Below are 25,970 nucleotides of genomic sequence, written 5' to 3' on the forward strand. Positions count from 1 at the left end.
TACATAATAAAGGAAACTGTTAATGAAATTGTAATCCAAAATTTTCAGTAAGGAATATATAGTAAATACTAACCTAATGAAAGACATAATATGCAGAGGGGGATTAAGATGAAAAGAAAAAGCAAAAGTTCAGCATTGTTGATATTAATTATTGCTGTAATTGGACTGTTAGCTTTTGCAGGATTTAAAGGATTTGTTCTAGGAGGATGGGAATTTAAATCATTTGATAAAGTAATAACTAGAGGACTAGATTTACAAGGCGGAGTTTCTGTTCTTATGGAAATTCAAAAAGATGATGTAACTGCAGAAGAATTACAAAGTGCTAAGGAACATTTATCTTTAAGAGTAAATAAACTTGGTGTTGCAGAAACAATTGTAGCAACAGAAGGTCCAAAGAGAATAAGAGTAGATGTACCGGGATTAACTAATTCTAAGGAAATAGTAGATAGTTTGGTTAAGTCTGGTAATTTGAGTTTTAAAGGGCCAGATGGAACTGAAATTTTAACAGGTTCAGATGTAAAAAAAGCAACTGCACAAATGAATCAACAAAATGGTGGATATGAAGTTGGTTTAGAATTAAATGATGAAGGTGCACAAAAGTTTGCAGATGCAACAGGAAAATATATTGGGCAAAATATTTCAATCTACCTTGATGACGAAGAAATATCAACTGCGCGAGTAAATTCGCAAATTTCAGGTGGAAAAGCAAGTATTGAAACACATGATACATTACAAAAGAATAAAGAATTAGCTGGAATGATTAATGCAGGTGCACTTCCACTTCCAGTTAAAGAAGTTTCAGTTAGCAATGTTGGAGCGGAACTAGGAGCTACAGCATTTCCAAACTCTGTTAAGGCAGGAATTATAGGAGTTGGATTAGTATTTTTATTCATGCTATTCCATTATAGAATTCAAGGATTAATGGCTAATATTGCTTTGACTTTGTATATAACACTTACACTTTTTGCTTTTATAGAAGTAGGTGTTACATTGACTCTTCCTGGTATAGCAGCATTCTTACTTACAATTGGTGTGGCTGTTGATGCTAATATACTAACGTTTGAAAGAACTAAAGAGGAGTTAAAGAAAGGTTATACTGTTAAGGCGGCAGTGAAAAAAGGATCAGAGCATGCATTATCTTCAATAGTAGATTCTAACATGACAACTTTACTTGCATCACTAATTCTATATTTTATAGGATCTGGAGCGGTAAAAGGTTTTGCAATTACACTTATGATAGGTATAGTTATAAGTTTATTTACAGGTCTAGTAGTAACCAAAGTACTTGTTAATTTAGCTGTTGAAAGTGGAATTATAAATAAACCATCACATTTTGGTGTTACTTTGAAAAAGGGGGATGAAAAACATGCTTAGAATAATGGAAAAGACAAAATTATGGTTTTCAATATCCCTAATAATTATTATAATCGGAATGGGATTCTTATGTGTTAGAGGACTAAACTTTGGTATAGATTTTAAAGGTGGTTCTGAAATAGTACTTCAACTAGATGAAAGTATAAATAAAGAAGAGGTTGATACAATCATTCGAAGTTATGCACCAGATGCTTCAACGAATACAGTTAATAATAATCAATATGAAATAAAATCAGCAGATCTTGATAGTGATAAGTTAGGATCAATTGTCTCAGATTTAGAATCTAAATATAAACTGGATGATAAAGTACTAGTTTCACAGAATGAAATAGGATCATCAGTAGGTAGAGAGTTAACTCAAAATTCTATATATGCATTACTTGCGGCTTTTGCAGTAATGTTAGTATATATAGCTATTAGATTTGAATTCAAATTTGGAGTAGCGGCTATAGCAGCTACAATTCATGATATATTAGTAACTATTTCTGTTTATTCAATATTTTATATTCCAGTAAATACACCTTTTATAGCAGCGATATTAACTATAGTAGGATATTCTATGTGTGATACGATAGTTATTTTTGATAGAATTAGAGAAAATACAAAGATAATGAGAAGGGCTAAATCAATTGAAGTAGCAGATGTGAGTTTGACTGAAACTATAGCAAGATCATTATATACTTCTTCGGCAACAGTTGTTACTATAATAGCGATGAACTTTTTAGTACCATCTGTTCAAGCATTTACGATTCCTTTAATTGTAGGTATCATAAGTGGAGCATATTCATCGATATGTATAGCATCACCAATTTGGGTATACTTAAAAGATAGAGTTAGAAGCCAAAAGAAAAAATTACAAAAAGCTTAATTACTGGAAATGAAAAAAACCTCCAGCACAATGGGGGTTTTTTCATTTGTTAACAAAATAATTGTAAAATTTATTATAATCATTTATAATAAAGGTGTTTTCTAATTTTATGGAGGAATAAACCATGCGTAAATTCTGGGAAAGTATATATTGTCCAAATTATATTAGCGGATATAACCCATTTATACTTAAGGGTATGAACAAAGCAATAGAGAGATTAGCTTTGGCGGTAAATAATAGGCAAAAAATAGTTGTTTATGGTACATATAATGTCGATGGGATTTGTGCAGTTTCATCGTTAATTCTTGTTTTAAGATATTTGAATGCTGATGTAGAATATTTAATATACGATAGGCAAGAAACTGATGCTAGAATAAATTCGGTAGATATAAAAAATAACGTAGATTTTTTAGGTGCTGAACTATTAATAACTTTAGGTGTTGGATTAAAATCTAAAGAAGAAGTTGAGCTATGCAAAAAACTAGGTATTGATTTAATTATTCTTGAAAATGAAGAAAGTGACCTTGTTAATGACTATATTTACATAAATCCTAACCAAAAGGGTTGCCAATACAGATATAAGAACTTATCGACAAGTGGACTTACTTTTAAGCTTATGCAAGCTATTGCTATATATTATAATATGAAAAGTATAAATAAATATTTAGATTTAATACTTATAGGTATTCAGTGGGCAAAGGTACCATCAAAAGGAGAAAATGGAGTACTAATTAAAGAAGGAAATAAGTTCCTGATGAATACTAATAATAATGGATTAAGATCAATAATAGAATTTAACAGTTTGGAAGAGTTTAATAATGATGGTATAAATAATATAATAGAATTTATAATTCCACCTATAGGCGCGGTAGGGGTTATGGATAATGCTAGAATTGTTTTAGAGCTCTTAACTACAAATGATAAAGATAGAGCTGATCAAATTGTTAAATATTTATATAGACTTAAAACAAATAATTCCATAAGGTATATGGAAAGTTAATCAAATAGTAAAGCAATGTTTATTAATTATTAGTTGTTTAATATTAAATCATAAATGATATGTTAAATTAAATGCTATGGAGGAGTTAAAATGGATTTAAAAGAAAAAATAAGGGTAATCGAAAATTTTCCTAAAGAAGGGATTAGTTTTAAGGACATAACAACATTAATTGCTGATGGAGAAGCTTTAAGGGAAACTATTAATAGAATAGTTAAACATCTAGAGGATAAAAAAATTGATTTAATTGTTGGGCCTGAAGCAAGAGGATTTATTTTTGGAGTTCCTGTGGCATATGCTTTAGGAGTAGGATTTATTCCAGTAAGAAAGCCAGGAAAATTACCAGGAGAAACTATATCAGTTAATTATGGATTGGAATATGGAGAAGATCAGCTTCAACTTCATAAAGATGCAATCAAACCAGGTCAAAGAGTTGCTGTTGTAGATGACTTATTAGCAACAGGGGGTACTGTAGAAGGTGTTGCTAAATTAATAGAACAAGCAGGTGGAATAGTTGCTTCACTTGATTTTGTAATAGAACTAACAGAATTAAAAGGAAAAGATAAATTAGAAGGATATGATGTACTATCATTAGTTAAATATGACATCTAAGTTGTGATTTTAGATATTTTAAGAGTTGTTTCTGGGCATTATAATTGGTAAGGATTCCATTTCTTTTAAATGTATTGTTGAAAATAATTCTAAAATAATATATAATTATTAAAAAGTTAGGCTGGTTATTAAACCAGCCTTTGAATTTAGGTATATTCAAAAAAGCGGAGCGGAATTCAGGATACTTTATTAATTTGATTGTATTTTATGCTGATAAATCGACTAACACTAAGAATCAGTATTTACTAAATTATCTGCCTAAAAATTATACTGTAATTTCTGATCTGTTATTTTGTTTTAGATACTTACTTCAAATGAATTAATATAGAAGGAGCGTAATCCTTATGATTGATAAATTACTGGAAAAGATTGATAAGAATTGTAATAATGTTGATGTTGAAATGGTAAAGAAAGCATATGATTTTGCTGAAAAAGCTCATAAGGACCAAAAAAGGGAATCGGGTGAACCGTATATTATTCATCCGATAGCAGTAGCTGAAATTCTAGCTGAGTTAGGTATGGATACTAATACTATTGTAGCTGGATTATTGCATGATGTAATTGAAGATACGGAATTTTCTTATGATGAAACAGTCAGCCTTTTTAATGCAGAAATCGCTAACCTCGTAGAAGGTGTTACGAAGCTTACTAAGCTTGGAGAAATGGAATATAAAACTAAAGAAGAGCAACAAGCTGATAATGTGAGAAAAATGTTGCTTGCTATGGCAAAGGATATAAGAGTAATAATTATTAAATTGGCAGATAGATTACATAATATGAGAACTCTCAAATTTATGCCAGCAAAAAAGCAAAAAAATAAAGCAAAAGAGACATTGGATATTTACGCGCCTTTAGCGCATAGGCTGGGGATGTCTAAAATCAAATGGGAATTAGAGGATTTATGTTTTAGATATTTACATGAAAAAGAATATTATGAATTAGTAGATAGTATTGCCGAAAAGAGAGTAGAAAGAGAAACTTACATAAACGACATAGTAAATGATTTAAAACAAAAACTTGGAAATTCTGGAATTGAATCGGATATTGATGGAAGACCAAAGCATTTTTATAGTATCTACAAAAAGATGGTTAGTAAGAATAAAAGCATAGAGCAAATTTTTGATTTAACGGCTATTAGAGTTTTGGTGCATTCTGTTAAGGATTGTTATGGTGTCCTTGGAATAGTGCACACTATCTACAGGCCAATTCCAGGAAGGTTTAAAGATTATATAGCAATGCCTAAACCAAACATGTATCAATCATTGCATACTACTGTAATTGGACCACAAGGCAAAACTTTTGAAATTCAAATTAGAACTTTTGAAATGCATAAAACAGCAGAATATGGAATTGCAGCTCACTGGAAATACAAAGAGGGAGATAACGCCAAAGGAGAGCAAGATAAGCAAAAAGATTTTGAAAAGAAGCTAGTATGGCTTAGAGATATGTTGGAATGGCAGAAAGAAACATCAGATGCTGAGGAGTTTATTGAAGGCTTTAAGATAGATCTGTTTTCAGATGAAGTATTTGTATTTACTCCAAAAGGTGTTGTAATAAATTTATGCAGCAATGCTACGCCTATAGATTTTGCATATAGAATACATACTGATGTAGGAAATAAGTGCGTAGGTGCTAAGGTTAATGGTAAAATAGTTCCTTTAGATTATACTCTCAAGACAGGAGAAATTGTAGAGATTTTAACTTCGCCTAATGCTAAGGGACCTAATATGGATTGGTTAAACATTGCAAAAAGTAATCAATCTAAGAGCAAAATAAAGCTTTGGTTTAAAAAGGCTAAAAGAGAAGAAAATATGCTAAAGGGCAAGGAACTTCTTGAAAAGGAATTAAAGAAACAGTGTGTTAACTATGCTGACGTTGCTAAAGGGGATTTTTATGAAAAATTAGTTAAGCGATATAATATTCATTCTATGGATGATTTATATGCTTTAATTGGTATAGGAGGATTCTCTGTATCTACTCTTATTGCAAGATTGAAGGAAGACAATGGGATAGGTGTAGATAAGGTAAACAAGGAAAAAGAAAATAAGGAAATTTTAAATAAGAATATCGAGGAACAAATTGCAAAAACAGCAAGAAAACCAGAACCTAATGGATATGGAATAACAGTAAAAGGTGAAAGTAATCTTATGGTCAGGTTTGCTAAGTGTTGTAGCCCAGTTCCTGGAGATGAAATTTTAGGATATATAACTAAAGGTAGAGGAGTATCAGTCCATAGGAGTGATTGCAGTAATTTGCAAAACCTTATAGATACAGACAAAGATAGAGTAGTAGAAGTTAATTGGGGGTCAGCACAAGGTACATCTTATTTTGCGGAAATTCAGGTCGTAGCGGATGATAGAGATGGATTGTTAGCAGATATAATGAGTGTTATAACAGAGCTTAAACTACAGTTAAGTGCTGTAAATGCGAATTTAGCAAAGCAAGGATCGGCGCTAATTAACGTAAAAATAAAAATTACATCTGTCGATAGTCTAAAGGATTTAATGAAGAGACTTAAGAGATTAAAAGGTGTAACAGATGTATATAGAGTAAATAGTTAGAATCTTATATATCAGAAAGGTGAGATAACATGAGAGCAGTTGTACAAAGAGTGAGCTCATCTAGCGTTTGTGTTGATGGAGATATAATTGGTGAAATAGGTGTAGGCTTTAATGTATTAATAGGAATATCTAAGGATGATACTTTTGAAGACCTAAAATATATAAAAGATAAGATTATCAATTTGAGAGTGTTTCATGATGAAAATGATAAAATGAATTTGTCACTATTGGATATTAAAGGTGAGATACTTGTGATATCTCAGTTTACATTGTATGGTGATTGTAGAAAAGGAAGAAGGCCCAATTTTATGGACGCACAAGGTGGAGAAGAGGCTAAAAAGCTATATGAAGAATTCTTAGATCTTCTTAAGACATCAAACTTAAAAGTTGAATGTGGAGAATTTGGAGCAGACATGAAGGTTAAAATTAATAATGATGGGCCTGTTACCATATTATTAGATAGTAAGAGAAATTTTTAGGAGGAATTCAGATTGATTATAAAAACATTAATAGCGGGAATGTATGAAGAAAATTGTTATTTGATAATGGATGAAGGCACCAAGGAACTTGCAATTATAGATCCAGGTGGGCAACCGAATTTGATAGAAAAAGAGATTAGTAAGTTGGATGGAAAGCCTAAATTTATTCTTTTGACACATGGACATATGGATCATGTGGGAGGAGTTATTGAATTAATGAATAAACTCAATATTCCTTTTTATATAAATGAAAATGAAGAACAATATATGAAAAATGACGAGTTTGTATTTGGATCACTGCCAAAAGCTTCAAAATATTTAAAAGAAGGAGATACAGTATCTTTAGGTAATAATATAATAAAAGTTATAGAGACAGCTGGGCATACAGCAGGTGGTATATGCTTCCTAGTAAATGATGAACTGTTTACAGGAGATACTCTTTTCCAAGGATCTATTGGAAGAAGTGATTTTCCAGGAGGGAATGGAGCACAGCTTATAAAAAATATAAAGGAAAAGTTATTGCCTTTGGGAGATAGTGTTAAAGTTTATCCTGGACACGGTCCAGCATCTACAATAGGGTATGAAAAAAGGAATAATCCATTCTTATAAAAATAAAAATGTGCATTAATTTGCACATTTTTAAGGGGAGAAACGATGGAAGTTAAAGTTAGTTTAAATGATTTTAAATTTAGATACGAAGTATACCAATTATTTAATGTATATTACTCAATGAGAGAAATTAAATTTGTGAGTGCAGAAGATGCAGATTATATGGTTTATATTGATGAAAAAACCTTAAGGTTTGAATATAATAATTATTATGTAGAAGAATCTTTAGGAGAAGATATTAAAAATTCTCTTAGAAGATTTCTTTTTCTGTGCTTGAGAAATGTAACTCATGACATTTATCCTTGGGGAATATTAATTGGAATCAGACCATCTAAAATAGCATTAAAATTGCTTGAAGAAGGCAATACTGAAGATGAAGTGATAGAAATATTTAAAGAAAAATACTTGGCTCATGAGGATAAAGCTAGACTTTGTATAGATGTGGCAAAAGCTGAGAAGAAAATAGTTAATAAGGATAAAAATACTATAGCTATATATATAGGCATGGCATTTTGTCCAACAAAATGTTTATATTGCTCATTCACTTCGAATCCTATAGGTGTTTATAAAAAGATGGTAACGCCATATATAGAGGCACTTATTAAAGAGATAAAAGGTATGAGTTCATATGTGAAGGAAAGAAAACTTAATATCGAATCAGTATATTTTGGTGGCGGTACTCCAACATCAGTAAGTGATGAAGAGTTTAATATAATTATGAAAGAAATTTATAATTGTTTTATTAAGGATGATAATATAAAAGAGTTTACAGTTGAATGCGGAAGACCAGATACGCTGACTAGAAATAAACTTCAGACAATGAAAGAGTATGGAGTAGACAGAATAAGTATTAATCCCCAAACAATGAATGATAAAACTTTAAATTTAATTGGGAGAACTCATTCTTCAGCAGATATAAAAGAAAAATTTAAAATGGCAAGAGAACTTGGATTTGATGATATTAATATGGATATAATAATAGGACTTCCAGGTGAGACTCATGAGGATGTTATTCATACTAAGAATGAGTTAATAAAACTAAGACCTGATAGCATTACAGTTCATGGCCTAGCGCTTAAAAGAGGGTCTAGAATGTATGAAGAATTTATTTTAAAAAAAGGAATACAAATTACGTCTCAAGATGAAATTATAAAAATGTATGAAGAAAGTAGGAATCTGGCAGAAAATTTAGGTATTTCACCATATTATATGTATAGGCAAAAAAATATGGTTGGAAATATGGAGAATTTAGGTTATGCTAAAGAAGGCAAAGAATGTATATACAATATTCAAATGATTGAGGAAAAACAAACAGTAATTGCACTGGGAGCAGCAGCTGTAAGTAAAGTGATATTTTTAGAGGAAGATAGACTTGAGAGATTTCCAAATTTAAAAGATCTTCATGAATATGTATCTAGAATTGATGAAATGATCGAGAAAAAGAAAGCGTTGCTTGATACATTGTATACATAATTAAATGTAATAAATTAGAATATTGTAAATTTGTTTAGTCAAATAGGAGGAAAAGATCAATGGCGATTGAAATGCAAGCACCAAAAGGTACCAAGGATATGTTGCCTGAAGATGCCTATAAGTGGCATTATATAGAAAGTGCCTTTAGAAAGGTTGCTAAAACATATGGAATTAGAGAAATTAGAACTCCGATGTTCGAACACACAGAGTTATTTTTAAGAAGTGTTGGAGATACAACAGATATAGTTCAGAAAGAAATGTATACTTTCAATGACAAGGGAAATAGAAGTATAACATTGAAACCAGAAGGAACTGCATCAGCAGTAAGGGCGTTTGTGGAAAACAGGTTATTTAACGAAGCTCAGCCAACAAAATTATACTATATTACACCAGCGTTTAGATATGAAAATGTCCAAAAAGGAAGGCTTAGACAATTTCATCAATGCGGATTAGAAGTGTTTGGTTCAAATGCAGCTTCGATGGATGCGGAAGTTATAGCAGTTGCTATGGATACATTAAAAGAATTAGGCTTAAAAAGTTTAAGTTTAAATATAAATAATTTAGGCTGCCCAAGTTGTAGAACTAAATATAATGAAGCGCTTAAGAAATTTTTAGCTGATAATTATGATGGTCTTTGCGATACTTGTAAAGATAGATTTGAAAAAAATCCTATGAGAATATTGGATTGCAAAGAGAAGAAATGTCATGAAATTACTAAAAATGCGCCGATAATATTGGATTATGTTTGTGAAGAGTGTAGTACACATTTTAATAAAGTTAAAGAATATTTAGATATCTTAGGACTTCCATATACAATAGATCCAGGCATCGTAAGGGGATTAGACTATTACACAAAAACTATATTTGAAATTTTAACTTCTGATTTTACTGTATGTGGAGGAGGAAGGTATGATAAGCTTATAGAAGAACTTGGTGGACCAGATATGCCAGCAGTTGGATTTGGTATGGGTGTTGAAAGATTAATTATGACTTTAGAAAAAGAAAATATAGAAATACCTAAAGAAAATTTATTTGATTTATATATTGGTGCTAGAGGAGAAGCAGAAAGTAAGTATGCTTTTAAGCTGGCTAGTGATTTAAGGGCTTTAGGTGTGAAGTGTGAGATAAATCACATGGGTAGAAGCGTGAAAGCTGAAATGAAGTATGCAAACAAATTAGGAGCAGCATTTACTACTATTTTAGGTGAAGATGAATTAACAAATAAAAAAGTTAATTTGAAAAGAATGAGTGATGGTGAAATTTTTGAAGTTTCATTAGAAGACTTGATGGAAATAGCTAAAATAGTTAAATAAGAATAAGTTAAACTAAGGGAGGATTTTAGTAATGGGTGAATCTTTAAATGGATTAAAACGTACAATGATGTGCGGTGAACCTAGAGAAGAACATGTAGGTAAAAAAATAACATTAATGGGATGGGTTCAAAGAAACAGAAAGCTTGGAGCACTTGAATTTATTGATTTAAGAGATAAAACAGGTATAATGCAAGTTGTATTTGGTGAGGAAATTAATGCAGAAGCTTTTGAAAAGGCAAAAGGAGTAAGATCTGAATATTGCGTAGCAGTAACAGGGGAAGTTGTTAAAAGAGAAAGCATTAATGAAAATATGCCAACTGGTTTTGTTGAATTAAAATGTGAATCTATAAAGATACTTTCAGAATCAGAAACTCCACCAATATATATAAAAGAAGATTTGGATGCAGCTGAAAATATTAGGTTAAAATATAGATATTTAGATTTAAGAAGACCTGATATGCACAAAATATTTGAAATTAGAAGTAAAACTACAAAAGCTATACGTGATTATTTAGAAGAAAATAACTTCTTAGATGTAGAAACTCCTATTTTATCAAAGAGTTCTCCAGAAGGAGCTAGAGATTACTTAGTACCTTCAAGAAATTATCCTGGAATGTTTTATGCACTCCCACAATCACCACAAATATTTAAGCAATTATTAATGGTATCTGGATTTGACAGATATTATCAAATAGCTAAATGTTTTAGAGATGAAGATTTAAGAGCAAACAGACAACCAGAATTTACTCAAGTAGATATGGAATTAAGTTTTGTAGAACAAGAAGACATAATGGCAGTAAATGAAGGTTTAATTGCTCACGTATTTAAAAAAGTAGCAGGGGTTGATGTGCAGCTTCCAATTAAGAGAATGACATTTAAAGATGCTATGGAAAAATACGGTTCAGATAAACCAGATTTAAGATTTGGGATGGAAATAACTAATATAACAGAAGATGTTAAGGATTTAGATTTTGTTGTATTTAAATCAGCAATAGAAGCTGGTGGATCTGTTAGAGCTTTATGTTTAAAAGGTGGAGCAGACCTTGGAAGAAAGCCTTTAGATAAATTAGGGGAGTTTGTTAAGACTTATAAAGCTAAAGGTCTTGCTTGGATTCAACTTAAAGAAGATGGAGTTAAATCATCAATAGCTAAGTTCTTAACTGATGATGTAACAAATTCTATAGTAAAAACTATGAGTGCTGAAACTGGAGATGCTATACTTATAGTAGCAGATAAAAATTCAGTGGTATTCCAAAGTTTAGGCGCGTTAAGATTAGAACTTGCTAAGCAATTTGATTTGATTAAGGATAAGAATGAATTTAATTTCACATGGATTACTGAATTCCCACTATTTGAATATAGTGAAGAAGAAGAAAGATATAAAGCTTGTCACCATCCATTTACTGCACCAATGGATGAGGATTTAGATTTTATCGAATCAGATCCAGGAAATGTACGTTCTAAGGCTTATGACTTAGTATTAAATGGTGAAGAACTAGGTGGAGGTTCTATAAGAATTCATGATACAGCTCTTCAAGAAAGAATGTTTAGAGCACTTGGACTAACAGATGAAGTAGTCAATGAAAGATTTGGATACTTATTACAAGCATTTAAATTTGGACCACCACCACATGGCGGTTTAGCATTTGGTCTTGATAGAATGATTATGTTCTTAGCAGGAACAGAAAATATCAAAGATGTTATTGCATTCCCTAAAAACCAAAATGCATACTGCTACCTAAGTGAAGCACCAAATATAGTTGATGAAAAGCAATTAACTGAACTTGGCATAGGAATATTACCAAAAGAAGAAAAAAATGATAAAGAATAGAATTAATTAATTAATTATAAAAGACTCTTATACGAATGAAAGTATAAGAGTCTTTATTTAAGTTTATATTATTATATAGGGTTAATTTATATAGATAAGACTTTTAATTATCTTGTTTTAATTTACAATTGGTTATCATTAGAAGAGTATTGGCGCATTAGTATTTAGTATATCAATAAGCCTTTTGCTTAATAGTGGTTCTTCAACTGCATTATCGCAGGCAAATTTAAGAGCCTCTAAGCTCATAGAAATATCCTCTTCTATGAATTCTTTTGATTCCCATGATACAGATTCCTTTACAAAATTAAATATGTCACATGGGTTATCAAAAATTTCTATAAATAGTCTTTGATTAGGATCGTTATTCCAAGTTGCATTAAACTTTTGAGAAAAAGATTTCAATTCTTGGCTTAATGACTCAGAATCATATTCCCAAAGATTATTTAAGAAATTATATAAATTTTTCATCGAATTCACAGAAGTTAAATCCACATTTGAATCATTGTATTTCAAAGTCTCATTAATAACAGTATCAAAATCTGATACTGGAATAAAGAAACCATCAGATTTACGGTCAAAACAAGTAAAAAAAGATGTTGGCAAGAATACATGTTGTAAAAATCCTAATAGGCTATAGCCGCAAGGATAAGCAGCCCAACCACATTGGAGAATATTTTTTTCAAGATCAAAGATTCCAGTATAAATTACTTTTGAGGTGTTAGTTATCTCTTTATTATCAAAATAGCCCTCCCATAAATTTTCTTCATTTAGGATTTTTTCTTCCCAAAAAGAAAAGTTTCTATAAGGTTTATTTTGAAGAATATTTTGTTTTATGTTAAATTCCAATGATAAATTCCTCCTCTCGATGTTATCATAATATTTTAAAAAATACATTTTAAATTTATGATTAATTATGTTAGAGTTTAGAATAGAATTCTACAATTAACGAATCATTGATTTCAATAGGAACTTCTTCTCTTAAAGGGTATCTTATAAGAGTTCCTGAAAAATTATCTTGATCTTTGGTTAGATACGGGTAGGTATTAAGAGTATTAGATAAAAAAGTATCCCTAAACAAGTCGTTGCTTCTGGACTTTTCTTTTAAAGAAATTATATCACCTATATTTACTTCAAAAGAAGGAATATCTACCTTTTTATCATTAACTAAAATATGCCCGTGAACTACCATTTGGCGAGCTTGTGCAATAGAAGACGAAAAGCCTAGTCTGTAAACTAAATTATCTAATCTACATTCTAACCTTTTTATTAGAGCATAACCAGTAGGTTCTTTATCTTTTAACGCTTTTCGTACATAGGAGGCAAATTGCTTTTCCATTACACCGTAGTATGCTCTGAGTCTTTGCTTTTCAAGTAATTGAAGGCCATAAGCCGAAAGCTTTTTTGCGTTTCTAGCACTGCCATTGTTGGCCCTTTTCATAGCTTTGGGATGTCCACTAACGTTTAATCCTAAGCGTCTACACAACTTGAATCTAGGTTCTCTCATTCTTGCCATAATTATCATCTCCTATAAGGTCTTGTTTTGATAAAAGTCAACCTAAAATAATACAACAAATATAATACACGAATAAAAATCATCTTAATGTTTTTCTATTCCAGCGGAATAATATTATTTAGAAATATATATTGATGATTTCATAAATTAGTTTGTACAAGATAATTTATTTGACACGTTGTATTTTTTGGTAATTGAGTTTAATTAGTTAAAATTATGAAATTAAATTTCTTATTTGTAAATCGCAAAGTAGGGATAATGAGTCATATATGTTATAATTAAGCGGAAAATAAAATGATAAAAAAGTTGGGGGAAGAAAAATGTTAGGAACAATAGTTAATTCGTTAGCAATAATAGGTGGGTGCTTAATAGGGTTAATAGTAAAAGGTGGATTAACCGAGAAGATTAGTAATACAATAATGAATGGTTTAGCCTTATGCGTATTATATATAGGTATATCTGGAGCGCTCAAGGGAAAAGATACATTGCAAATAATAATTTGTATTGCACTAGGTGCTCTTATAGGAGAAATTATAGATATTGATAGAAGATTAAATGATTTAGGAAATATGATTGAGAGAAAAATAAATGGAAAAAGAAAAAATAATTCTAATGATAAAATATCCATATCAGAAGGATTTGTTACATCTAGCTTATTATTTTGTGTTGGAGCAATGGCAGTGGTGGGTTCTCTTGAAAGTGGGTTACAAGGAAATAACTCAACCCTTTTTGCTAAATCAATACTAGATGGAGTGTCATCAATAATATTTGCATCATCTCTTGGGGTGGGGGTAATGTTATCATCAATCGCAATTTTTATATATCAAGGAAGTATCACTTTGCTTGCAGGAGGACTTTCGACAATACTCACTGATAATGTAATTTCTAATATGTCAGCAGTAGGGAGTCTATTAATTGTAGGACTTGGTTTTAATATGCTTGGGATAAGTAAAATTAAAGTTGCAAATTTGTTGCCAGGAATATTTTTACCAATTATATTTGGATATTTTTTAAAATAAGCTGGCTGAATTGTAGTAGAATATAATATTATTACAATTGCTAATTGGAGGATTTAGAATGAAGATATCGGAACTAAAGAGGAAGTCGAAAAAACAATTGAAAGGAAAATGGGGAATAGCAATAACAACTTTATTTGTAAGTTTAATAATAATAAGTGGATTTTACGTTACGATGAAGCTGCTTCAACCAGATGGAGGTCTTCTTCCTAGTATTGGCGAATGCGTTAGTGTTTTTTTAGGTGGAATGGCTACATTAGGGACATGCAAATTTGTATTAAATTTGGCATTTGGTAATAATGAGGAAAAGTTTAATGATTTATTTGTAGGAGCTAATATTTACTTTAAAACCTTAGGATTATGGATATTGATCAATTTAAGTGTATCTATTGCAACATTGTTTTTGATAATCCCTGGTATTATAGTTTCACTCATGTTTTCACAAGCGTTCTTCATATTGTGTGAAGATAATAATAAGTCTATAATAGAATGTTTAAAGCAAAGTGTATCAATTATGAAGGGACATAATATTCGTTTATTACTTCTTGAATTAAGTTTTGTTGGGTGGTGGATTATTTCAATTTTGACTTTGGGAATAGGATTCTTATGGATATATCCATATCAACAAGTAACTCGTGCCAACTTTTATTTAGAGATAAAGAAGTAATTTGTTATTTAAATCACAGTTGAATAACATAATAAAATGGTTTTTTGATTGAGAAAACATTGTTGAATAATAAACTTATAAGTGGTGATTTTTTATTTGATGTATAAAATATTAGATAAAAAAATATAGCCAAAAATTAATATAAGAATTATAATAAATACGTATACTATTATTTATAATAGTTGTAACTTAAGGGGGGCGCAAGATGAAAAAAGTAAAAATAGCACTACTAGGATTGGGGAATGTTGGTCGTGGTGTTTGGATGATTTTAAACTCTAACAAAGAAGAAATTATGAAAAGATGTGGATATGAAGTAGAAGTTGCAAAAGTTCTTGTTAGAGATAAAAATAAACCAAGAGGCATTGAAATATCGGATGAACTTGTAACAACTGATTTTAATGAAATATTAGAAGATAGTAGCATTAAAATTGTTGTTGAAGTCATGGGAGGAATGGAGCCGGCCAGAGAGTATATGCTAAGATGCATGGAAAACAAAAAGCATATAGTAACTGCAAATAAAATGTTACTAGCAACCGGTGGAGATGAACTTTTTGAAAAAGCAGATGAAAACGGAATTATGTTTAGTTATGAAGCTAGTGTAGCTGGAGGAATTCCAATTATAAAGGGAATAGATGAAAGCTTAACTGCAAATAAAATAGAAACTCTTTATGGAATAGTAAATGGAACAACTAATTACATCTTAAGCAAGATGGAACTTGAAGGTGCTGATTTCGATGATGTATTAAAGGAAGCACAAGAAAAAGGATATGCTGAAGCTGATCCTACATCAGATATTGAAGGATATGATGCACAATATAAATTAGCAATACTTGCTTCATTAGCTTTTGGATCTAAGATAGATGTAAAAAATGTATATAGAGAAGGAATTACCAAAATTGGAGCTGTTGATATGAAATATGCTAAGGAATTTAAAATGGGAATTAAATTACTTGCTATAGCAAAAGAAACTAATGGCAAAGTTGAACTTAGAGTTCACCCTACAATGATTCCGAAGAAACACCCGCTTTCGAATGTTTATGATTCATACAATGCTGTATTTATAAGAGGAAATGCAGTAGGAGATTTAATGTTTTACGGAAGAGGTGCAGGAGATCTTCCAACGGGCAGTGCGGTAGTGAGTGATATTGTTTCGATTGTAAGAAATAATGTTGAAACAGAAAATCCGAATCCAGTAGTAAAGAATAACCTATGGGAAAGAGAAATTTTAGACATGGGTTCAGTTGAAAGTAAATTTTATATAAGAGCAACTGTTTTGGATGAATCAGGGGTTCTTGGAGAAATTACTGCAATACTTGGAAAACATAATGTAAGTATAAGGTCTGTGATACAAAAAGGTGACGAAGAAGATGGTCAGGTAACTATTGTGTTAGTTACTCACAGAACTAGCGAGGCTCAAATTGATGGGGCGGTTGAAGAAATTACTAGCTTAAAATCTGTTTACAAAATAGATAACATAATAAGGATAGAAGATTTTAAATAAATTAAATGTTAAACATGTAATTTCATTTATATAAAAAACAATAGATAGTATTATGATAAAGATTAATGCCGCTTATTACATATAATAAGCGGTGTTTTGTTTTAATTAAAAGTTTTTTAGAAAAAGCTCAAAAAATGCGATACGAAAATTAAGTAAAATATAGAAAAAATATGTTATAATTACTGAGTATTTGAAAAATTGGACAATATATGAGTTATGATAAATAATATATCACTTATTTAGTGGTAAGAAAGGGATGGTCATTTTTGCCTGGAAAAATAAAGAAGATGATTGATGAGATTATTCAACAAAGATCAAAAGGGAATCCTGCTATTAAGGAAATGACTATAGCTAAACTAATCCTAAAAGGAATTAATCCTAATAAATTTGATATAGATTCTCCAGATGATATAACTATAATTAATAAACTTTTCGATATTGCTAGACAGTTAAATATAAAGAATCTGGAAGGTGTTGGGGAAAATATTAAATCCTCATTCTCAACCGAAATATCAGAAGAGGATGCAGTGAAAGATATAAAAAATCAATTAAACATTAATGACATAAAGTTAGTAATATTTTTTGCATCTTCTAATTATAGTCAACAAAAGATAAGTTCGCTTATGCAAGAAGCATTTAAAGAGTGTGTTGTTGTGGGATGCTCTACAGCAGGTGAACTTGTAAGTGGAGAAATACTAGATAATTCGATTGTTGCAATGGCTATTAACTCAGATATTATTTCTGGTATAAAAGTTGAATTGGTTGAAAATATAAAGAAAAATTTAAACTTAGAACCTGCTTTTACTTCCTTTGAAGAATACTTTAAAGAAAGTTTATACAATATGAGTGCAGAAAAGTTTGTTGGTATAACATTAATAGATGGATTAAGTATGAAAGAGGAAAAAATAATGGACATGATAGGCAATAGGACTAATGTGTTCTTTATTGGTGGTTCAGCTGGTGATAACAACGAATTTTTAGAGACATATGTTTCTGTTAATGGATATACTTCGACAGATTCGGTAGCTTTAATTTTACTAAAGATAAGTGATGATGCTGAGTTTAGTTTTATAAAAACGCAAAGTTTCGAATCTTTGGATTATAGCTTCGTTGCAAACAAAGTAGATGAAGAAAAAAGGCAAGTAATTGAATTTAATAATAGACCCGCTGCATTGGAATATGCAGATGCTGTGAAAGCTAACAATATTAAAGAAATTTCAAAATATTTTATGAGCAACCCATTAGGATTAATGATTGAGGAAAATAATTTTTTTATAAGATCACCGCAAAGAGTCATAGGGACAAGTCTGATGTTTTATTGCAATATACTTGAAGGGATGGAAGTTAAACTTTTAAAAGCCACGAATATAATTGATGATACACGAAGGACGATTGAAAATAAAGTCAGTGAATTGGGAAAGATTGATGGCATTATAAATTTTCAATGTATACATAGAACGATGGAATTGAAAAAGAAAAACTTGTCAGATGAATATGCTAAAATATTTAATGATATTCCTACTATAGGATTTTCTGCTTATGGAGAACAATATATAGGTCATATAAATGACACATCTACAATGATAATTTTTAATTTAAAGACAAGAGAATAGACTAAGAGAAACGAAATGAAAAATAGGGAACTTTAAATATATGATTTTTTATAGAATATTAAAATGTTTTTGAAACGAGGCTATAAGTAATGGAGAATTTAGAAAAATTTTTTTATGAAGCTAATATTCTTATTGTTCATGACTACTTTGAAGATTCACGGGTACTAATAAAATTTCTTAATTATAGAGGATATATAAATATAAAAAGTGTCAAAAAAAGTGAATCAATCATAAAATCAATAAAAGAAAATATACCAGATATAATTTTAATAAATATAAACTTGGGAGATATTAATGGGTATGAATTATGCGAAATTATAAGAAAGGAAGATGATTTGGTAGATGTTCCAATTATTTTTATAAACTCAGGTGGAGAAGCTATTGACCGGAATAAAATATATATTGTTGGAGGAAATGATTATTTAAGTACTCCACTTGAATATGAGGAAGTTATAAATAGAATTGAGATGCATTTAAAAATTAGATTTATGGAACATAAGATAAAATTTCATAAGGAGAATTATGAGATAACATATACTGAATTAAAGAATTGGAATAGGGTGTTATTAAAAAGAAATAGTGATTTAGTTAATGAAGTTATTGAAAAAGATAATCAATTGGAGGATATAACTTCTGAGCTAAAAGAATTCAATATTATATTAGAAGAAGAGATGAACGAAAGAACTAGAACAGAAGAGGCATTAAAGGAAAGTGAGAGACAGTTACGGCATTCCATAGAAGAGGCACCAGTCCCAATAATGTTATATACAGAAGATGGTTTTGTAAAAAAGATTAATAGATCATGGAGTGACATTACTGGATATAAGCTTGCAGATATTCCGACGATTTTGGAATGGGCAAATATTTCAGAGGCATTTAAGGAAGAATTGAGTAGTATAAATATAAACAAGTTATTTAATTCTGAAAAAAGACAAAACAATGGTGAGTTTTCTATAAGAACATATGATGGAAGTATAAAGATTTGCAATTTTTATTCAGCATATATTGGTGAGTTAGAGGATGGGCATAGATTATTCATGAAAGTAGCTATAGATGTGACGGAAAAAAAGCATATGGAAGAATTGCAAAAGAGTGTTGAAGAAGAAAGAAAAAAATTGTATGAAATTAAGGAATACGATAGAATACGAACAGAATTTTTTTCAAATATATCTCATGAATTAAGAACACCAATTAACGTAATTTTTTCAGCATTGCAAATGCATGAACTTATATTAAAAGATTGTTTATTTGAAGATAAAGATATCGATAAATATAAATATACTAAAATAATGAAACAGAACTGCTATCGTATTTTAAGACTTATAAATAATATTATAGATATAACGAAAATTGATTCTGGATATTTTAATATCAATGAACATAATATTGATATTATTGCTCTTATAGAGAATATAACTTTATCGGTAGCTGACTATATTGAGAATAAAGGCCTATCACTTATATTTGACACAAACGTAGAAGAAAAAATTATGGCCTGTGATCCGGAAAAGATTGAAAGAATTATTTTAAATATATTATCAAATGCAGTAAAATTTACTTCAAATGGTGGAAAAATATCTGTTAGTATTGAAGATTGTTATGAGAAAATTTGTATAAAAATCAAAGATACAGGGAGAGGCATTCCACAAGATAAATTGAATTCGATATTTGAAAGATTTATACAGGTAGATAAATCTCTAGCTAGAGATCATGAAGGGAGTGGGATAGGGCTCTCTCTTGTAAAGTCCTTAGTTGAGCTACACGGTGGAATAATATCTGTAAAAAGTAAAATGAATTGTGGCACTGAATTTGTTATATATATCCCATGCAAACTAGTGAAAAATGAAGAAGAATATTCTTTTTGTAGCTCTATAGGCGGAGATTGCATTGAAAAAATTAATATAGAATTTTCGGATATATATAATTAAAAGTATAGATTTTAATATATATTGCAAAAATAATCCTTTATCATAATCCTAAAAATATTACAAGAAATTTAACAGTAATTGTGAATTATACATTGTACATTGTAAAATGCAACATATATATGCTTATGAAATATTTCTTTTATAATGTAAGTATATGTGAAAAAAAGTTAAGATAATATAGTAAAAAGATATTTTTACTTACTTTTTTTAAGAATTTTAAACAAATGTTGAATATAAATTTGATATTTGTTACTATATTAATGTGTTTAATAGGTTGGAGATAATGGGGTTTCAAACAATTAATGGGACTTTATTTATCTCTTTTTGATTGTTATAGGCAGTGAGAAATAAGAATTTAAACTATTTGCCCCCAAAAGGAATGTTTCTAGAGTGCGAGGAATAATTTGCTATTGCATATCTAAGTATTCAAGTAATATAGTTTCCACACTTTATATGCTATGTTATTAGAAATATTACCTTTTAATAATATATGAACCTCTGTATTTATATAGCTTCATAAATACAGAGGCTTTTTAATTCCATTCTTTATGTTATAATTTAAGCAAAAGAAATAAAATACAGTGTGGAGGAAAAGGATGGGTAGTAATAGAGATTTAATTAGATATTTAAAGATATTATTAAGCGCATACTTAATTATAGGACTAATTTTAATTTTTAGTAGTTCTATGGTTTTAGATTTAAGTCTTAATGTTTTAACAATAACAGGGATATTTGTGGCGTGTACACTGGTATATGGAGTATTAATTAGAAATAAAAAATATATATCTACGGCAATTATTGTTGCATTGTTATATGTTGTTGCAATTATCATATATAGTCCATTAATTAGCTATAATGCTCATAGAAATCTAATAGGAAATATAGAAGAAATGGATTTTTCTAGCCAAATAGAATATATTGATATAAATCAGTTGCCTATTATTGATAAAGAACTTGCATATAAGTTAGCTGATAAGAAATTAGGTGAAATTACTAGTCTTGGGAGTCAAGTGAGTGTTGGTCAATTGACATTACAAAGTGTAAATGGTCAACTGTGTTATGTTGGACCACTTGAGCATTCTTCTTTTCTTAAATGGATTAGTAATAGAGAGGGAACAATAGGGTATATTAAGGTAAGTGCTACAAATCAAAATGATGTAGAGTTGGTTACGCAGCTTGATGGAAAAGATATTAGGCTTAAATATTTAAATTCTGCATATTTTCTTAGTGATTTAAATAGAGCGGCTTACTTTAGAGATATGAAAGCAGGGCACACAGATTATACTTTTGAATTAGATGATAGCGGCAGACCATATTGGGTCATTACAAGATATGATACTGGCGTGGGCATTACAGAAGAGAAGGCCATAGGTGCATTAGTAATGGATGCTCAGACAGGTGAATCAACTATTTATAATACTGATAATCTACCAGAATGGGTAGACAGAATACAGCCGATGAAATATATTAATAGGTATATTAATAAATGGGGAGAATTGGTTCATGGTGTTTTGAATTTTACGGATAAAGATAAGCTTAAGACAACAACGGATGGTATGAACATTATATACAATAAGGGCGTATGCTACTATTATACAGGTATAACTTCAGTAGGAAGTGATGAATCACTTGTAGGATTTATGCTTACTAATACAAGGACAGGAGAAACTAAAATGTATAAAACTGCTGGTGCTACAGAAGAAGCAAGCATGAGATCAGCAGAAGGAAAGGTACAACAGTATGGGTACAAAGCTACTTTTCCATATCTGATCAACATACAAAATGAGCCGACATATTTTATGACGCTCAAAGATTCCAATGGGTTAGTTAAGCAATATGCTATGGTGAATGTAAAAAATTATAACACTGTAGGAGTTGGGGATACTCTTCAAGCTACTCTAAATAAATATTTAGAGGGATTAACCAATACTAACATTTCTCTCGAAAGTGGAAACCAGGAAGAAGTTATAAGAGGAGAAGTAGAGAGGATAGGTCTAGTTATTAAAGAAGGTACGAGTATTTATGACATTAAGTTAAAAAATAATGAGAATATTTTCTCGGTTTCAACGGAGACATCTAGAGAGGTTGCATTAACTCAGGTTAACGACTCAGTGGAAATGAAGTTTATTAAAGTTGGAGATAATAGATATATTATAACTAATTCATTTAGTAATCTTTCTTTTGGTAACAGTGAGAAACAGAAAAAGGAATAGGAAGAAAATAATTAAAATTAAGTATTGCAATTAAAAGGGAGCTATGATATACTAAAATAGTTCCTAAAGGGAATAAAAAATATATCAAAGATTTAATTATATTAAAATTTCTCCTTATGAGAAAGTATTATTTAACTAAGTCTTTAAATTTGGAGGAATTGAAAATGGAAGATAAAACATTAGTATGTAAAGATTGTGGAAAAGAATTTATATTCACAGTTGGAGAACAAGAATTCTACAAAGAAAAAGGATTCGAAAATGATCCTGTAAGATGTGCAGATTGTAGAAGAGCTAGAAAGCAACAAAACAACAGAAGATAGTTTCTGTTTGCAAAGATAAGCTATAAGATATTATTCTTATAGCTTTTTTATTATATATTAGTATAATTAATATTTTTGTGGTATATATAGGATATTATTAATTAACAAACCATACACTAATTTATATGGTCATTTTGAACCCCTTCTCTTTTAACTGAATGTCTTTTTCTGTTTGGATTGTGGTTCATATTTTCTTGAGTTATAGGAGTTTGATGATTGCATTTTTCCATTCTAGCATGTTTGTTATCAGGTTGACTATCTTTTGGCATAATAAAAACCTCCCTTAAACAATAAATTTACATATTAATTTTTTGCTAAGTGGTACAATATTATTCGTAAGCTGTAGAAAAAATAATAACAATATTGGTTATATTATTAATTAAATAGAAAATAAATAAACCTGCTAAATAATATATTAATTATACCTATATTATTTAGCAGGTTTATTCAAATCTATTTTCGGTATATAAATTATTTTGTAATAGTTAATGTAAACAAAAACTTAGTTAAGATTCAAATTTAAAAAATTTGTAGCTTCAACTTCGCTAATATTTTTTATAACTGAAACTTCTTCAACTAAAAATTTGTAAGCAGTATTAAATAATTGTTTTTCACTTGAACTAAGTGATTTTTTCTTATTCATAAGAATCAGATCGTAAACTACTTCTGCACTATCTTTAAGTAATCCAGATCTTATTTTTTTTGCATTAGCCTGATATCTTTCCTTGGATGATGCAAGTTCAAATTCACTACTTTTATTTTCAAGAGTGAGTAATATATGATCTAAGGTAGAGTTATCACAAACTTTTCGTAAATTTGAGTTAGATGCCTTATCACTTGGAATCATAATTTCTAAATTATTTGACATGATCTTTACGATTATGTATTCCTTGGTATTTCCTGAAAAAATCTTATTTTCTATTCTTTCAACAGTGCCTATGCCTTGCATTGGATAAACGACTTTATCTCCTATCAAAAACAAAAAACACACCTCCTTAAATGGTTGTTCTATTATTATAACACATTATTAAAAAAAATAAAACTTAAATATATCATATCTATTATTCTATGTCAATAATATTTGCAGTTTTTAAAATGTAATACTAATTCCTTGGATAACTATGTTGTGTAAAAATTTATATGACAATTAAATGTAAATAATAAATTGAAAAATACATATTTAAAGAAATTATGACAAGTAATAATAATACAAAAAATAAAATAAATGTAAAAAATGTAAAAAAATATAGAAGCATGAGTGAAACAACAACTTGATAATAAATAATATGTGATGTAAAATTAAGGAAATGATTACAGAAAAGAGGGGGTTGCTGGCGTGGGGATTCATAATAAAAAAGTTATAAAAAGTGAAAGAAAAATAAAACGGAAAAATAAGAATTTGCTTGCTGATAAGATTTTGGCTTATAATCCCGAGTTGTTGGAGGGAATTGGAGTATATAAAGATGCAAGCAGAAACTTTATATTTTTAATATTTCTTGGAGCTTTGTTAATCGATTTTCCGATAATATCAGTGCCTTGTTGTATATTATCTATGTTTTTTATTATTAGAATGTTGCAGTTTATAAAGTATAAAAGCATAAATAATATAGTAAATGAAATTGCGAAGGATTTATCTTTTAAAGGGATATATAATAAAGGTAAAGTGGATGATATGTTAAATGATTTTAAAGTTAAATATGGAGAGGATATCGTTGAGTATAATCAATTGGTAAGTATGCTGGAGAAGTACGAAGCTCTAGTAATGAATATTGAATTTGCTTTAAAAAATATAACTTTCAGGGATAAAGTGAAGAAGGATAATAAAGAGGAACTTATAATAAATGATAATGAAATTACTTTCTTTGAAAATGATAATGATATAGATTGTGAAATATATAATAGAGATGAGTATAAAAATAAGAGAGCAAATAATTATTATAGAAGTTTTAATGAAAAATTTTCTGTGCTTTATAAAAATGGTGATAGAGAGATTAAGAGAGTTAACAAAGCAATTGAGTTCTTTGATGATGGAGATAATGAAAATACTAACGAAAGTGCCGTTGTCCTAAAAAATGTTAATAAAGAAAACAAAAATCTTACAGTATATTTATATAAAAAGTCGTCGTCACTACAAAAAAATGTATTATAATGAACTATCTTTTATGATGGAGTTAATAAAAAGTAAACTTCTACCGACTGTAGTATATGATTTGATATCACAGTTAATAGGAGTTGTCTTTTTTTTTATTTTGTAATAAAATCTAATGAGTATAGTAATATGTATTTATTAAAATTAATTATAAGTATAATTATATTAGATTACTTATGGAGGAAAAAATGCAAGATATAATGATAATAGGTATAGCTGGAGGAAGCGGATCAGGTAAAACTACGTTGGCTCAAAATATAAGAGAAGCTTTTAGTGATGATATAGTAATTCTTTGTCATGATTACTATTATAAATCTAATGAGGGAATTTCTTTGGAAGAAAGAAAAAAACTTAACTATGATCATCCTAATTCTTTTGATACAGATCTACTAATAGAACAGCTTAGACAATTAAAAGCGGGAAATACCATATATCATCCGGTATACTCTTTTGTTGAACATACAAGATTAAACGAAACTGTAGAAGTAAAACCAGCTAAAGTTGTAATAGTTGAAGGTATATTAATATTTGAAAATGAAGAACTTTGCGATTTGATGGATATTAAAGTTTTTGTAGATACAGCTGGTGATGTTAGAATAATAAGAAGATTGTTAAGAGATGTAAAAGAAAGAGGAAGAGATTTAGACTCTGTGATCAATCAATATTTAGGCACAGTGAAACCTATGCATGAGGAGTTCGTTGATCCAAGTAAGAGAAGGGCAGACATAATAATTCCAGAGGGTGGTTGTAATGCAGTTGCTTTAAGCATGCTACTGGAAAGAGTAAGAAATTTTATATATAAAGAATGGCAGTACATAATTTTTAAGTAGTATTAAATAAAGTGTGTCTTTTTAAGTTTTAGTAAATTTAAAAAGGCATTTATTAATTATTATAGACAAGTGTGAGTAGTAATTTATAAAAAGGAGAAGATAC

General features: G+C 29.5%; 23 protein-coding genes. 19 read left to right on the top strand and 4 right to left on the bottom strand.

All coding sequences use genetic code 11. The annotated features are described in order from the left end of the window. The first annotated feature begins 108 nt into the window (after window positions 1-108). The 10 genes from secD (at window position 109) to aspS (ending at window position 12,117) form a co-directional block, all read left to right on the top strand. The gene (secD, locus tag PZA12_RS08375; RefSeq protein WP_078115176.1) at window positions 109-1,374 is read left to right on the top strand and encodes a protein translocase subunit SecD; all 1,266 of its coding nucleotides are present in this window, start codon (window positions 109-111) and stop codon (window positions 1,372-1,374) included. Continuing rightward, complete coding sequence (gene secF, locus PZA12_RS08380) at window positions 1,367-2,242, top strand: protein translocase subunit SecF (RefSeq protein ID WP_077837480.1); 876 nt, start codon at window positions 1,367-1,369, stop codon at window positions 2,240-2,242. The genes secD and secF overlap by 8 nt, the downstream gene beginning before the upstream one ends. 124 nt (window positions 2,243-2,366) lie before the next feature. Continuing rightward, on the top strand, window positions 2,367-3,242 hold the full coding sequence (locus tag PZA12_RS08385; RefSeq protein WP_077837481.1) for a DHH family phosphoesterase: 876 nt from the start codon (window positions 2,367-2,369) through the stop codon (window positions 3,240-3,242). A gap of 90 nt (window positions 3,243-3,332) precedes the next feature. After that, the gene (locus tag PZA12_RS08390) at window positions 3,333-3,851 is read left to right on the top strand and encodes an adenine phosphoribosyltransferase (RefSeq protein ID WP_077837482.1); all 519 of its coding nucleotides are present in this window, start codon (window positions 3,333-3,335) and stop codon (window positions 3,849-3,851) included. A gap of 344 nt (window positions 3,852-4,195) precedes the next feature. After that, window positions 4,196-6,412, top strand: coding sequence for a RelA/SpoT family protein (locus PZA12_RS08395; RefSeq protein WP_011968868.1), 2,217 nt, complete (start codon window positions 4,196-4,198; stop codon window positions 6,410-6,412). Between the two features lie 29 nt (window positions 6,413-6,441). Then, window positions 6,442-6,891: a D-aminoacyl-tRNA deacylase gene (gene dtd, locus PZA12_RS08400; RefSeq protein ID WP_026886402.1), complete on the top strand. Its 450-nt coding sequence runs from the start codon at window positions 6,442-6,444 to the stop codon at window positions 6,889-6,891. Window positions 6,892-6,903: 12 nt separating this feature from the next. Beyond that, window positions 6,904-7,500, top strand: a complete 597-nt coding sequence (locus PZA12_RS08405; RefSeq protein WP_077837483.1) for an MBL fold metallo-hydrolase — start codon at window positions 6,904-6,906, stop codon at window positions 7,498-7,500. A 45-nt stretch (window positions 7,501-7,545) separates the two neighbouring features. Beyond that, window positions 7,546-8,973 carry a coproporphyrinogen III oxidase gene (locus PZA12_RS08410; protein ID WP_103698461.1) on the top strand — a complete coding sequence of 476 codons (1,428 nt, stop codon included), beginning with the start codon at window positions 7,546-7,548 and terminating at the stop codon, window positions 8,971-8,973. A 59-nt stretch (window positions 8,974-9,032) separates the two neighbouring features. Continuing rightward, window positions 9,033-10,286, top strand: a complete 1,254-nt coding sequence (gene hisS / locus PZA12_RS08415; RefSeq protein WP_103698462.1) for a histidine--tRNA ligase — start codon at window positions 9,033-9,035, stop codon at window positions 10,284-10,286. Window positions 10,287-10,317: 31 nt separating this feature from the next. Then, complete coding sequence (gene aspS, locus PZA12_RS08420) at window positions 10,318-12,117, top strand: aspartate--tRNA ligase (protein ID WP_103698463.1); 1,800 nt, start codon at window positions 10,318-10,320, stop codon at window positions 12,115-12,117. Window positions 12,118-12,255: 138 nt separating this feature from the next. On the opposite strand, the gene PZA12_RS08425 is transcribed toward aspS, so the two are convergent. After that, window positions 12,256-12,963 carry a hypothetical protein gene (locus PZA12_RS08425; protein ID WP_103698464.1) on the bottom strand — a complete coding sequence of 236 codons (708 nt, stop codon included), beginning with the start codon at window positions 12,961-12,963 and terminating at the stop codon, window positions 12,256-12,258. Between the two features lie 70 nt (window positions 12,964-13,033). After that, on the bottom strand, window positions 13,034-13,630 hold the full coding sequence (rpsD, locus tag PZA12_RS08430) for a 30S ribosomal protein S4 (RefSeq protein ID WP_041895693.1): 597 nt from the start codon (window positions 13,628-13,630) through the stop codon (window positions 13,034-13,036). A 320-nt stretch (window positions 13,631-13,950) separates the two neighbouring features. On the opposite strand from rpsD, the gene PZA12_RS08435 reads away from it, so the two are divergent. From PZA12_RS08435 to PZA12_RS08465, 7 genes are all read left to right on the top strand, one after another. After that, window positions 13,951-14,649, top strand: coding sequence for a DUF554 domain-containing protein (locus PZA12_RS08435; RefSeq protein ID WP_103698465.1), 699 nt, complete (start codon window positions 13,951-13,953; stop codon window positions 14,647-14,649). 58 nt (window positions 14,650-14,707) lie between these two features. After that, window positions 14,708-15,313 carry a DUF975 family protein gene (locus PZA12_RS08440; RefSeq protein ID WP_103698466.1) on the top strand — a complete coding sequence of 202 codons (606 nt, stop codon included), beginning with the start codon at window positions 14,708-14,710 and terminating at the stop codon, window positions 15,311-15,313. 205 nt (window positions 15,314-15,518) lie between these two features. Continuing rightward, the gene (locus tag PZA12_RS08445) at window positions 15,519-16,814 is read left to right on the top strand and encodes a homoserine dehydrogenase (protein WP_078115180.1); all 1,296 of its coding nucleotides are present in this window, start codon (window positions 15,519-15,521) and stop codon (window positions 16,812-16,814) included. 266 nt (window positions 16,815-17,080) lie between these two features. Beyond that, on the top strand, window positions 17,081-18,427 hold the full coding sequence (locus PZA12_RS08450; RefSeq protein ID WP_103698467.1) for an FIST signal transduction protein: 1,347 nt from the start codon (window positions 17,081-17,083) through the stop codon (window positions 18,425-18,427). An 89-nt stretch (window positions 18,428-18,516) separates the two neighbouring features. After that, window positions 18,517-20,355, top strand: coding sequence for an ATP-binding protein (locus PZA12_RS08455; protein WP_103698468.1), 1,839 nt, complete (start codon window positions 18,517-18,519; stop codon window positions 20,353-20,355). 596 nt (window positions 20,356-20,951) lie between these two features. Beyond that, entirely contained in the window at window positions 20,952-22,568 is a 1,617-nt protein-coding gene (locus tag PZA12_RS08460) for a cell shape-determining protein (RefSeq protein ID WP_077841703.1), read from the top strand. A 164-nt stretch (window positions 22,569-22,732) separates the two neighbouring features. Next, complete coding sequence (locus tag PZA12_RS08465) at window positions 22,733-22,888, top strand: zinc-ribbon domain-containing protein (RefSeq protein WP_011968881.1); 156 nt, start codon at window positions 22,733-22,735, stop codon at window positions 22,886-22,888. Window positions 22,889-23,004: 116 nt separating this feature from the next. Here the strand turns inward: PZA12_RS08465 and PZA12_RS08470 are convergent, their stop codons facing one another. Next, on the bottom strand, window positions 23,005-23,157 hold the full coding sequence (locus PZA12_RS08470; protein WP_011968882.1) for a hypothetical protein: 153 nt from the start codon (window positions 23,155-23,157) through the stop codon (window positions 23,005-23,007). A 233-nt stretch (window positions 23,158-23,390) separates the two neighbouring features. Beyond that, window positions 23,391-23,870: a CarD family transcriptional regulator gene (locus tag PZA12_RS08475; protein ID WP_077837495.1), complete on the bottom strand. Its 480-nt coding sequence runs from the start codon at window positions 23,868-23,870 to the stop codon at window positions 23,391-23,393. A 354-nt stretch (window positions 23,871-24,224) separates the two neighbouring features. Between PZA12_RS08475 and PZA12_RS08480 the strand changes: the two genes are divergently transcribed. Together PZA12_RS08480 and udk are read left to right on the top strand one after the other, a co-directional pair. Beyond that, window positions 24,225-25,037, top strand: coding sequence for a hypothetical protein (locus tag PZA12_RS08480; RefSeq protein ID WP_078115183.1), 813 nt, complete (start codon window positions 24,225-24,227; stop codon window positions 25,035-25,037). A 188-nt stretch (window positions 25,038-25,225) separates the two neighbouring features. Further along, complete coding sequence (gene udk / locus PZA12_RS08485) at window positions 25,226-25,867, top strand: uridine kinase (RefSeq protein ID WP_103698469.1); 642 nt, start codon at window positions 25,226-25,228, stop codon at window positions 25,865-25,867. Window positions 25,868-25,970 lie beyond the last annotated feature (103 nt).

The organism is Clostridium beijerinckii (genome assembly GCF_036699995.1).
Classification (GTDB): Bacteria; Bacillota; Clostridia; order Clostridiales; family Clostridiaceae; genus Clostridium; species Clostridium helianthi.